Annotated in this window: 5 protein-coding genes; 2 read left to right on the forward strand and 3 right to left on the reverse strand. The window is 36.0% G+C overall.

What is annotated here, in order from left to right; translation table 11 throughout:
- The first annotated feature begins 113 nt into the window (after positions 1-113).
- Positions 114-1502, forward strand: a complete 1389-nt coding sequence (locus GQ589_RS05425; RefSeq protein ID WP_160424984.1) for a hypothetical protein — start codon at positions 114-116, stop codon at positions 1500-1502.
- 962 nt (positions 1503-2464) lie between these two features.
- On the opposite strand, the gene GQ589_RS05430 is transcribed toward GQ589_RS05425, so the two are convergent.
- The 3 genes from GQ589_RS05430 to argS form a co-directional block, all read right to left on the reverse strand.
- Positions 2465-3481: an amidohydrolase family protein gene (locus tag GQ589_RS05430; protein ID WP_202115033.1), complete on the reverse strand. Its 1017-nt coding sequence runs from the start codon at positions 3479-3481 to the stop codon at positions 2465-2467.
- 429 nt (positions 3482-3910) lie between these two features.
- A complete protein-coding gene (pbpC, locus tag GQ589_RS05435; RefSeq protein ID WP_160424985.1) occupies positions 3911-6250 on the reverse strand; it encodes a penicillin-binding protein 1C in 2340 nt (779 codons plus the stop codon).
- Between the two features lie 103 nt (positions 6251-6353).
- Entirely contained in the window at positions 6354-8087 is a 1734-nt protein-coding gene (argS, locus tag GQ589_RS05440; protein ID WP_160401230.1) for an arginine--tRNA ligase, read from the reverse strand.
- 479 nt (positions 8088-8566) lie between these two features.
- Here argS and GQ589_RS05445 point away from each other — a divergent pair, with 479 nt between their 5' ends.
- Positions 8567-13720 (forward strand): alpha-2-macroglobulin, encoded by a 5154-nt coding sequence (locus GQ589_RS05445; RefSeq protein ID WP_160424987.1) that lies wholly within the window; start codon positions 8567-8569, stop codon positions 13718-13720.
- Positions 13721-13778: the final 58 nt, after the last annotated feature.

Consider the following 13778-nt stretch of genomic DNA (forward strand, 5'->3'; position numbering starts at 1 on the left):
TTTATAAGCTAATCTGCAATCATTGTTGACTAATTTAATTAGTTACAACTAATCAAATAGTTTTATTTGCAATGAATTGGTCATTTAGTTAAAACCAACTGAAAGGAAATATTATGAGGATAGCCATAACAATTTTATTTATTTTTCTTTTAACAGCTTGTCATGTTCGTACCGCTGATGATGCGTATAAAGAAGGAAAATATTTAGAAAGTATAAATTTATTAACAAGTAGCATTGAGGAAAAAGGTGAAGCAAAATTTGATAAAGAGAAAGCTGAAAAATTACGAACGATGGTCAGTAATATTATGGCTCATTACGAAACCAATTTAGCTAGTACACCAAGCAATGATTACAAAAATCGTATTGATATTTATCAATGCTTACTTAAAATGAAAATGATGCTAAGAGATCGTTTTTATAGCCAAACAGTCAGTTTTTTCAATGATAAATACGATATCACAAACCTAGAACAAACCATTGCTAAAGAATATTATGATTATGGTAACTCCATAACTGGCAGAGATAGCCAAAGCTATCAACAAAAAGCAGAATTATATCATAGAGGTTTAGAGCTATATAATTACAAAAATATTGAAGCGTTATACAAAAATGCCAATACCAAATATATGCAACTTGCTGCTAAAGAGTATTATGATCAAGGTAAAATACTAGAAAAGCAAGGTAACTATAAAGCGGCTGCGGACGCATTTAATAATGCTTCGGCTGTATACAAACCTCTTGGTAAGTACAAAGATAGCGACAAACTTTCTATTGATAATGATAGAAAATATTCTGAACAACAAGCAGAAATGGCCTATGACCAAGCTCAACAATTAGCAAAAACAGCAACTCATCGTTATCAATTCCGAGAAGTAGCTCAATACTATGCATCAGCAGCTTCAGCTTATCGACAATATGGTTATTTTCGTGATGCAACTTCACAAGCAGAAAAATACAAGAAAAAAGGAAAAATTAAAGTTTATTATAATTCTTCTGAATTAAGATCTTATGTATTAGATATATTAAGTAAAGATTTTATAGAATTTATTATTTACGAACCAAGTCAGGCGGATGTCACAATCCGTATCAGGACAAATGTTGAATTTTCAGATCTGGGGCAATCAATTAACAACGAAACCAAAACCGAAAAAGTATTTGATAAATATGTTGAAATTACTGACGAAAACGGCAATAAAAATCAAATCAAGACCTATAAAGATCAACCATTCAATTTAAAAACGGTGACTCACAGCAACAAACTTACCTTGACGACTGAAATTGAGGCTCATGGCGCCTATAGTTACAGTAAATCATTTAATATTGTTAAAACATCTGCAAAGCACGATTATATCTATTCTGGCAATGTACCAGCAAATTTGCGTAATCATAGTGAAGGAACATTACAAAGCAAAGATAGCTTACTTCAAGCGGCAGAAGAACAGCAATTAACAGAATTAAAGGTATATCTTGAAGATATGGTTCGAGATCTTTCATATTTATAATTACTATAAGTGACATAACTCAAACTTAATTGAATAAAAACGACTTACTCATTGACGTTCATTTTAGTTAGTAAATGCGTGTTCAATGAGTAAACTGAATTCTTATTTTTTGCTTTTCACTAAATTTGCTGGCGTGTAATGCTGATGACAGGGAGATTATAAAAATTAATAATTAGAATTTAAATCAATTAACTGTTAGGCTAAGCCAAAACCAAAACGATTTTAACTGAAAGATTTGATATGAAAAAAATTATGAATGGATAAATGAATATGTATTTAATCATTCTATATCTTACAATTATTTCAATAAACTTTTAGATTCAAAAAAAGAGAATCAAACCCTATTTGCTGTGGCATATTTAAGCGGTATTGTTAATACACTTAATCTTGAAAACATAGCAAATAAAATGGAAGGTAGACCATTAATATATTGTTCAAACAACTTAATCTCCGCTCCTGAGATAAAACAACTTGTTCAGCAATATGCAAACTCTTTTAATGGTGAAGCAGTAAAAAAATTTGGAGATGATGATTTGTATTATATGGTGAGGTTCTCACTAAGATACTATTATCAATGTCCAACAAACAAAAATTAACTTATTTATAATAAAAAATTTAAGGTACAGAAAATTACGCTGTCTGTTTTTGTGTTTTAATCCTCTTTTCCTTTTATCATAAAGAATTTTCTACTTTTGAGTAGTATTATTGAGGGGATAGTTATAGGCTATTTGTGATAAACATCTATAACTAACGATTATTTAATTAGTAAAAAGTATTTAAATAGTCTTTTAAATATTTTTCAGAAATTATGCTTAAAAAGCGGTCAGGAAAGGTATTGATTTTATTGAGGTTTTTATTGAATTATTAAATAAAACAATGAAATAATCAGTCACTCATCGGCATCATTTTTTCAAATAAATACCGATGAGTAACCTATTTGGTGAAGCTTACTCTAACCAAAATCAATCAATACCCAGTACCATTCGCCCATTTTTAGTTGCTACATTAACCACATTATCTAAATCGGTATAACGGCAGCCTGTCACTAATAATTTAAGTTCTTCCCACATATTACCCGTTGAAAATGGTAGCATGTAATCGCTGACATTATCCGTGCCAATAGCAACAGGAATCCCCGCAGTAGCGAGTTCATCCACTGGCGTTAGTGAGTTACGAGTAGGGCCATGCTCTTCACGGCGAGGGCTATCGATCCAAGCAAACGGACAGGCGATAACCATCATTTTGGCTTCTTGCATTTTTTTGTAAAGTTTTTGGCGGTATTCTAAACTGTGTGCAGTAATTGATATGCTATGAATCGCAACCACACGCCCATGCATACCGTGTTCAAGGGTTTTATCAGTAAGCTGTTCTGTTTCGATTTCATCTTGTGAGTTAAATTGGTCAACATGCACATGCACCATTTTGCCTAATGATTTACCGGTTTGCATTAACACGTCAAGATGTTTAAGTCCCATACCTTCGCCATGATCACGCTCATCACGGCGTGGCAAACCGCCAATAATATCAACCAAATCAGCGCCTTTATCAAACCAATAACGCGCCTCTTTATCAATAACACCTTTAAGGGTTTGATTAACTAATTTTATGATAATGTCGTTTTTATAGGTTTCTCTAGCCCGCAATGCCCCTTTAATGGCGCGTTCTTCTGCAATGGGGTCAATATCAACAAACGATCCCATAGCGCTAACACCTTGTTCAATCATTCGCTCAACCGCCATACTAAAATGTCGATAATAATCATCTTCGCTCATCGACGCTTTGACTTTATCTAACGTATCCCATTTTTCAATTAATGATTGTTTTTGATAAACATCAAAACTATCAACCGAAATAGTAAAAGCACGATCAGCATGCATATGCGAATTAACCCAACCACCATTTTGCTTAATTTTATTGATTAAATAAGCTTTTAAACTTTGATCTCGACTGGTTAATAACATTTTTTTATTATCGGTCATAATCTGCCTCTACAATTCTGTTTTAAATAAGATGGATAAATCGTATGGTGCAGACAAAAAAAATCCCCCAAAAAAGGAGGACAAAATATAATATCAATAATTTTATTGATTAAAACGATTGATTTACTATTACTCATTGTACTAACGCCATATCGATTCAAAACTGCAGGAATTCTAACCAAAATATTGGTAATAGCAAGTACTATAATTTATAAAATATATAAATAAATGAAATAGTTAAAGTATTATTTTTTAGATTTTTCGCTTTTGAAAAACATTTTTAATCAGTTTAATGTCTATAAAAATAAGATATTTAATACTAACTAATTATTTATTAATAATAATTTATTGTCACAAAAATGAGATTGCTCAATAAGTTAACATTGAGCAATTAGTAACTATTCATTTAGGGTCAGTTAACATAATTTATTAATTAAACAGCTCGACTTTAATATTACGCGAATCGCTCCGTCCCATATCATCAAGCGCTAAAATTTTAAAAGTTCCACTTTCGGTTGGGATCCAACTAATGGCGCTTCTTGGTGAGGTTTGACCTATAAAATTATTATTTACAAACCAATAAAGCGTTTTTACATCGCCATCGCTGTTAGCGGTAAAACTGATTTGCTCATTTTTTTGTTTTGCAGTTCTAAATTGATAAACCACATTCTTGAGTGGTGAGGTTATTTTGTGTGGATCACCAAAATAATTTTGTGATGAACTACAATGTTTTGTTGAAGGGGGAGATTTTTTAGGAATCCCTGCTTTTGCAAAAACAGCCGCTAAATCTGATGGCCAATATTCAAAAACAGCTAAATGAGAAGTTGTAAAATCATAAGGCGGACAAACGGCTTTACCTGTTTGATTATCGATCATAACAGGTCTAAAAATCGTATCGGGATTAATTGGCGATACACCAGGAATAAACCACGTTTTCCCTTTTGCTTTACACCATTGCGTTAGTAAATTACCACTAGTTAGACAAACATCAATGCGTTTTAAATTGGGTGGTAATGGACGATTGGGTTCACGCAAATTGGGGTAATAGGCATTAATGCTATCAACAATATTAAAAAATAGCGGTGTGGCAGCATCGACACCGACGAAGGCGTTATTACCACTGCCATCAAAGTTACCAAGCCAAACTACCATAGCATAATGACCAAAATTCCCTGCTGTCCAAGCATCACGAAACCCCCACGAGGTGCCTGTCTTCCAAGCAACCGGTACGACATTTTTTTGCATTTTACTTAGTACATCTTGTGGACGAGTGTTTTGCTTTAACATATCAATAGTCATAAATGCCGCTTGTGGACTTAATAACTTTTGTGGTTCTGGTAAGGTTGTTGATTCAGTAAATTGTAGCGGTTGCCAGCGTCCTTCATTGGCTAACATGGCATATAAACCGACTAACTCTTGCGGACTTACTTCACCACCACCCAACACTAAAGACAAACCATAATGTGCTTCATCGGCAAGTTTTTGAATATGCGCATCGACTAAAAACTGGTAAAAAGTGGGATTATTCAATTTTGAGGCAACCCATACAGCAGGAATATTACGGCTATGAATTAATGCATCGGTTGCCGAAATGGGACCACGAAAGTTGCGATCAAAATTTTCAGGTGTGTAGGCCCCAAAATCGGTGGCGACATCCTTTAAAATCGTCCTTGGATGCAACACGCCTTGATCTATTCCAAGCGCGTAGATAAATGGTTTAAGCGTAGATCCAGGCGATCGTTTAGCCATTGTGCCGTTAACTTGACCTTGAATCGAATTATCAAAATAATTCGCTGAGCCGATCAGCGCTTTCACTTTCATGGTTTGCGTATCAACTAAAATCACCGAAGCATTATTAATGCCTTTTAAACGATTGCGCTCGATAAACGCATTGACTTGACGATGGATAATTTTTTGCAGATTACTATCTAACGTGGTTTTGACTTCTTGTGTTTTGTCATGTTGCTCATGAATGATTTGATTCACAAAATGGGGGGCAACAAAAGGCACTCGTTCAGGTTGACGCAAAACTAACTTTTGCGAAAAGAGCGCTGCAATATGGCTATCAACAGGATATTGTGCTTGCCAGCGTTCAAATAACTGATTTCTTGCTTTTACCAACGCTTTGCCAGCAAAACCCGTTTTACGATCAACTCGAAAGGTAGGGGATTGTGGTAAAACGACTAACGTTAACGCTTCGGGCAGGTTAACTTGTGACGGCGGTTTATTAAAATAGATAAATGATGCCGCGCCCACGCTTTCAATATTGCGTCCAAAAGGGGCATAATTTAAATAAGCCTCTAAAATATCGTGCTTGGAATACATCAACTCTAACTGTATAGCCCTAGCAATTTGATGCAATTTTCCGCCAATCGTTCGGGTATTTAAACGCCAATGCATGCGAGCTAGTTGCATAGTAATCGTTGAGGCGCCTTGCCGATTACCACCAGTTAAATAGGTTGCACTAAAAGCCCGCATTAAACTAAATGGATTGACGCCAAAATGACAATAAAACCACTGATCTTCGTGCAGTAATAAGCCGTTAACAATATCGGGGGAAATATCTTCCAAAGGTGTCCACAACCGATAACGATCATCGTCAGCTAATGTCATGCGAATTAGCTGATTATTGTTATCATAATAACGTGTCGAAAAGGTTAATGGTTCAGAAAGTGAAGCGTGGGGATAGAGCCGAATGGCAACAAGCGCAATGGTTAACAGCAGTAATGCCATTAACTGATTTTGGTGGCGGATAATAAACCTAATCATCGATAGCTATACATTCACAAAATATTGCATATTAGCAACGCAGCCACTTATGTTGTTATGTCTGTTCGATTATAAATCCATCAACATAAGTGGCAATTTTGTTTTACATTTTCTCAACTGTCTTAATACCTAACATATCAAGACCAATTTTGAGGGTTTTTGCTGTTAATGACGCTAATTTCAAACGGCTTTGTTTCAAGCTTTCGTTATCTGCCGTTAAAATAGGGCAGTTTTCATAAAAACTTGAAAACAGCGTTGCAATTTCATAAAGGTAAGCACAAAGTACATGTGGTGTGCCTTCGTTTGCAACGGTTGAAATGGTCTCATCGAATTGAATTAAACGTGTTGCTAAAGCGCGTTCTTTATCGGTGTCTAAACAAATATCACCCGTTAAACTGTCTTTTGCAATATTAGCTTTTTTGAAGATAGATAACACACGCGTATAAGCATATTGCAAATAAGGTGCAGTATTGCCCTCGAATGACAACATATTATCCCAATCGAAAACATAATCAGTAGTACGGTTTTTTGAAAGATCAGCATATTTAACCGCACCAATTGCCACCGCATCGACAATTTTAGCAAGTTCGCTTTCTGATAATTCAGGATTCTTACTACGAATTAACGTTGTCGCACGTTCGCAGGCTTCATCGAGCAAATCATTAAGTTTAACTGTATCGCCTGAACGGGTTTTAAACGGCTTCCCATCTTTGCCGAGCATCATACCGAACATATGGTGCTCAAGTTTTAAAGATTCTGGCACATACTTAGCTTTATGTACAATAGCCCAAACTTGCTCTAAATGCTGATGTTGACGGGAATCGGTATAATAAAGGATACGATCAGCGTGCAACGTTTCGTAACGGTATTTAGCACAAGCAATATCGGTTGTAGCATAAAGGTAACCACCGTCACGTTTTTGGATGATAACACCCATTGGCTCGCCTTCTTTGTTTTTATATTCATCTAAAAACACAACAATAGCGCCGTCGCTTTCAACGGCTAGTTTTTTCTGTTTTAAATCAGCTACGATTGTTGGCAACATACTGTTATAGATACTTTCGCCCATGGTATCTTCAACGGTTAACGTGACATTTAAACGTCGATAAGTGGCAATATTTTGCGTCATGGTAATATCAACTAGCTTGCGCCACATATCACGGCAATACTCATCACCGCCTTGTAGTTTAACAACATAATTACGCGCTTTTTCAGCAAATACGTCGTCTTCGTCATAGTGTTTTTTAGCAGCACGATAGAATGATTCTAAATCTGAAAGCGCCATATCATTGGCGTGTTCATTTTGCACTTTTTCAAGATACGCAATTAACATACCAAATTGAGTTCCCCAATCGCCGACATGGTTGGCTCGAATCACATTATGCCCCAAAAATGATAAAACACGCACACTCGCATCACCAATAATGGTTGAGCGCAAGTGACCAACGTGCATCTCTTTAGCAACATTAGGCGCCGAATAATCGACTACAATGGTTTGTGGTTTGGCAGGGAGGGTGATATTGAGTTTATCACTGTTTAACGCAATTTCATTTTGCTCAGCAATCCAACTATTTTTTAAAAAGATATTAATAAACCCAGGTCCTGCAATCTCAACTTTTTCGGCAACATCATCAATATCTAAATGTTGCAAAACAGCCTGAGCAAGATCGCGAGGTGGCATCCCAAGTTTCTTAGCAACAGCCATAATGCCATTGGCTTGGTAATCACCAAATTGAGCTTTGTTTGATTGCTTAATTAAAGCGTCACAGTTCTTATCTGCACCCGCCATAATCATAGCTTGCGAAACGCGTTGCGTTAATAATTGTTGAATATTCACACTAAACCTAATCGATTATCATAAAATGGCTAATATCATACCGAAAAAGTGATAAATTGTCACTTCGTGGATACGAAGGGGAATTATTCCTCTTTAAAAACAAAATAAAAAACTTTAATAAAATCAATATCTTTCCTGACTGGTTTTGGATAAAAAATAATGTCTTTTTAGCTTTGGTAGACGGGATAGATTGAGAGAAGTCGTTGATGCTGAAACAAAAAAAATATCATTCCGGGTATTTTTTGTGGGGGGGGTATTTGTTAAAAAATAGCGCAATCGTCACTTAAAAAATGGTTATAAAAATAATTGATTTAATTTAAGTTTTTATTTTGTGTTTTTTTTAAAACATCAAATCCCATCAAACTATCTTTGCTAAAAACCTTATGTCAGTGTATAATATATGGTCAATAACGAATGCGAATAATCAACAATAACAATTATTATAATAACAATTATTATAGATGAGAGGTAAGGATAAAATGGGATTAGTAAAACCTGTAGCGGTGTTGAGTATGCTGTTAGCGTTAGCAGGCTGTGATAATAAAGATGTTAAGCAAAATGCAAATACTGAACAATTAACAACGTCATCAGCATTACAATCTGTTGATGATACCCCTACAGCGGATACCAATGAGAATACGGAAATCGATAACCAATCCAAACCTGTTTTTAAGCCTACCCCTGAATTAGTCGAAAAATACCATAATAAAGCGTTAACGGTTATTGATAGTTCAGAAGTTATTCTTGATGGTTCAAGTACGCTAGTTATTACTTTTTCGGTGCCTTTAAATCCCAATCTTAAGTTTTCTAATTTACTCCGTTTGGTTGATCGCCAATCGGGTAACGTTGATGGGGCTTGGGAGTTGTCTGACAATGGGTTGGAATTACGGCATCGTTACCTTGAACCAAACCGTGATTTGGAACTTACTATCGATAAAATGTTAGCAGGCATTAATGGCAGTAATTTAGCTTCGGTCTATCAAACTCATATTAAAACTCAAGATCGTAAGCCAATGGTTGGGTTTGCTAGTAGTGGCTATTTGTTGCCAAGCAAATCAATGAGCGGTTTGCCTGTGGTTACGCTTAACGTTGATAAGGTTGATGTTAACTTTTTTAGAATTAAGCCTGAAAAACTATCCGATTTTATCGCTGATTATGGTTTTGCTAAGCAATTGTCAAGTTGGGAGTCTAAGAATTTTCAACAGGTTGCTGATTTAGTTTATACGTCTCGATTTGATTTAAATCCAAAACGTAATTCGCAAGAAACAGTATTACTTAATTTATCGTCCATTTCACCATTGCAACAAGAGGGTGCTTATTTTGCGGTGATGAGTAAAGCGGGTAGCTATGATTATTCAAATCCTGCGTCTCTATTTTTTGTCAGTAATATTGGTGTTTCGGTACGTGATTATAATGACGGTTATTTGACGATCATGACGCATGCTTTAGATGATGGTAAACCGCTTTCAGGCATTGATGTATCGGTATTATGTGACAAAGGCGTTCGCGATAGCAATAAGGGGTGTAGAACGATTTCAACAAAAACCGATGAAAATGGTTATGCCGATGTAATGTTGCCAGATGATATGAAATATGTCTTGCTGACAGCGAGCGATGGCAAGCAAATGTCTTTGGTTGATTTGGAACATGGTGCGTTGAATTTAAGCGAATATAATTTAACGGGATCGCCTTTTTATCAAAAACAATTATTTGCTTTTGGTTCTCGTGATTTATATCGTCCAAAAGAGACCGTCTATTTTAATGCACTTTTGCGTGATGCCAATGGTAAGCCATTGCCTGCTCAACCGATTGTGGTTGATGTTATGTCGCCCGATAATTTAGTGGTTGACAATTTTACGGTTAAAGAAAATGCGGATTCGAGTGGTTTGTATCAATGGAAATATGTAATTCCGGCAAGTGCGGCAACGGGTAAATGGGCATTTCGTTTTAATTTAGGCGATGTTAGTTACCGTTATGCTTATTTTAATGTGGAAGAGTTTTTGCCTGAACGTATGGGGATGGAAATTACAACCGTATCAAATAATCCGATTCAGTTTGATAAACGCATCAACTTTGACGTTAAAGGTTGGTATCTTTATGGTGCTCCAGCATCTGGAAATAGTTTAGAAGGTAATATTTATCTTAGAAAAATGGATTCAATTCCTGAACTTGCTGATTATAAAATTGGTGATGTAACTGACAAAAATATTGCTAGACAACTTGATAATGTTGAGACGACTTTAGATAAAAACGGAAGTGTGCAAGTCGCAGTTGATACTAGCAATTGGGGTAAGTTGAGTTCTCCAGTTAATGTGGTTTTACAAGCAAGTTTGCTTGATTCTGGTGGTCGCCCTGTGACACGTTATGCAAGCCAAGCGATTTGGCCAAGTGTTCAAATGCCAGCTGTGCGGGCGTTGTTTTCTCAATCACCTTATTATGATTGGTCAACAGATCGATATGAAAAAAGCCCAACGGTTGATAAAGGCGATAATGCTGAGTTTGAAGTCGCTTATGTTGATGTTGAGGGTAATAAATTAGCAACAAAGGATTTAAAGGCAAGGATTGTTCGTGAGCGTCGTAATTACTATTGGAGCTGGTCTAACGATTCAGGATGGTCTCAAGAGTACAATTCGAGTGAATTTGTTGTGCAAGAGCAACCGCTTTCTATTGCTGAAAATGGTACTGCTAAAGTTTCTTATCAAACCAATGATTATGGTTTTTATCGTATTGAGGTGGTTGATACTAAAAGTAGTGTGATAAGTAGCATGCGTTTTAGAAGTGGTTATAATTGGGAAGATAATACCAACGGTACCAATTCTGTTCGTCCTGATCAAGTTAAATTAAGTCTTGATAAGACGGCTTATGCAGTCGGTGATACCGCAAAAATTCATGTTCAAGCTCCTGTTGCAGGTTCTGGTTATATTTCGCTTGAAACTAATGACGGTATATTGTGGAAGAAAGATATTACCGTTGATGATAATGGTCTTGATGTTGATATTCCTATTGAAGATTGGGAACGTCATGATGTTTATATTAATGCGATGATTATTCGTCCATCAACCGATGCTGCTGTGCAGACAATTAAACGAGCTATTGGTTTACTTTATTTACCAATTGATACTTCTGATCGTCAATTAAATGTCAATATCGAAGCACCGAAAAAGACAGAGCCTGAAAAAACCATTCCAATAAAAATTAAATTGGATAAAAAATCAATCCAGCAAGATCGTAAGGTAACGGTGTTGGTTTCGGCTGTGGATTCTGGCGTGTTGAATATTACCAATTTTGTTACCCCCGATCCTTATAGTGCGTTTTTAGGGCGCAAACGTTATAACATCGATATTTATGATGTTTATGGTAAGTTGATTGAAGGTAAAGGTCGTAATGTTAATATGAGCTTTGGTGGTGATGCAATGCTTGAGGCTGCCGGCGGTAAAAAACCATCAAATGATGTCAATATTGTGGCTCAGCAATTGCAAACCATTAAGTTAAATGATGATGGCGAGGGCGTTGTTGATCTTGCTTTGCCTGATTTTAATGGTGAATTGCGCATAATGGCACAAGCGTGGGATGATACACGTTTTGGTAAGGCTGAACAAACTATGCTAGTTGCATCACCAGTTGTTGTTGAACTATCAACACCGCGTTTTTTATCGGGTGGAGATCAGGCTGACTTGGCATTGGATTTGAATAATTTAACCGAAAAAACACAAACGATGCAGATCGATGTGTCTACTGATGGTTTAGTTCATCAAGATTCAGCTAAGGCGACAACCTTAACGATAGATAGTAAGCAAAGACAAATTATTCAAGTACCGATTATGGCCGATTATGGCTATGGGCAAGGTTCAGTCACCATTAATGTTAAAGGTATTTTGTTAGAAGATGGTTCTGAGTATCAAATCAAACGATCTTGGAATATTGGCGTTAGGCCGGCTTATGCCGCAACCACACGGTATTATGCTGTAGCAATCAATGGCGGTGAAAGTTGGTCATTACCAGAGGGTAGTCTTGTTGACATGATTGATAATACCGTTGATGGTAAATTAATTGTATCGAATCAGCCTCCACTTAATATTGCTCAGTATATTAAAGAGTTATTTGCTTATCCATATGGGTGTTTAGAACAAACTGTTAGTGGTTTAATGCCATCGTTATATGCAAACCAAGAGCAGCTTTCTGCATTGGGAATTAAAACTGAATCGGATGCCAAACGACGTGAAAAAGTGCAATTAGGTATTTCACGCATTTTATCAATGCAACGTAATAATGGTAGTTTTGGTTTGTGGAGTAACGATAGTGCTGAAGAGTATTGGTTAACTGTGTATGCAACTGACTTTTTATTGCAAGCCAAAGAGCGTGGTTATAATGTGAATAATGGCGCACTTGATGCGGCAATTTCGCGTATTAATCAATATGTTTACGATGCTAATGCGTTTAATAGTTTGCAAAATTATTATGATACTTCACAAGTAAGTGATTATACGAAATTTGCAACTAAAGCTTATGCGTTAGTTGTGCTAGCAAAACAAAATAAAATCACGGTATCTGTGCGTAATGAAATTAATCGCATGTATCAACAGATCACCGAGGGTAATATTAAGGTGTTTTCACCATTGCCAGTTGCTCAGTTAGCGTTATCAGCTAAATTGGCTGGTTTTGATAATATCTATGACAGCTTAATGCCACAGGTATTTACCACAAGTTATGACAAACGATATTCTTGGTTGGGCGAATATGGCAGTGCTATTCGTGATAATGCATTGGTTCTATCATTATTAATTGAAAATGGATTAAATGCTGATAAACAAGCGGATTATTTAATTCACTTATCTGATTTACTCAATGATACGCGTTATTTTTCAACGCAGGAGCTCAATGCTTTATTTATGGCGGGTTGGTCGTTAGATCAACATAAATCTTCACAAAAATTTGATGTTGTGATTAATCAACAAGCAAATAATGTCAATTCAGCATTATCGCGCTCTTTGATTTTTGACGATTTGGCTCATGGCTTGACTATTTCAAATCCAGAAAACGCACAGCCGATTTATGTTAAATTTACGGTTTCAGGTTATGGTAAAAGGTCTCCTACGCCAACAAGTGATAATAATGAATTAACCATTAAACGTACTTACTACGATTTGAAAGGTAATAAAATCCAACCAAATCATATGAAAGTAGGAGATTTAATGGTGGTTTTATTAGAAGTTAATGCGCATAAAGAAACTGTTCACGATGCATTAATTGTTGACTTTTTACCAGCTGGTCTTGAGTTAGAAAATCAAAATCTAACTAATAGTAGCGTGAGTTTGCAGGCAATTCCTGAATTAGCGAATTTGTTGAAAGATGAAGACAGCAATGATGTTAAATATCAAGAGTTTCGTGATGATCGATATGTTGCTGCTGTTGATATTAATCACTATGTAAGCAATGGTACTTATCGTACTCGTGTTGCTTATTTAGCTAGAGCGGTAACGGCAGGGAATTATATGATTCCATATCCTTATGTTGAATCAATGTATCGTCCTGATCGATTTGCTATTGGTCAATCCATTGATGTTATGTCGGTTGAGCGTAATGGCAAATCAAATACTCCAGATACGGCCAATACATCAAATCAGCAACAATAGATCTTAATTGGGTTTGTTGGTTAAAAATATAAGTAAATAGCTACCGCTAATGTTTGTT

Origin of the sequence: Gilliamella sp. Pas-s27 (assembly GCF_009795865.1) — a bacterium.
Lineage (GTDB): Bacteria > Pseudomonadota > Gammaproteobacteria > Enterobacterales > Orbaceae > Gilliamella.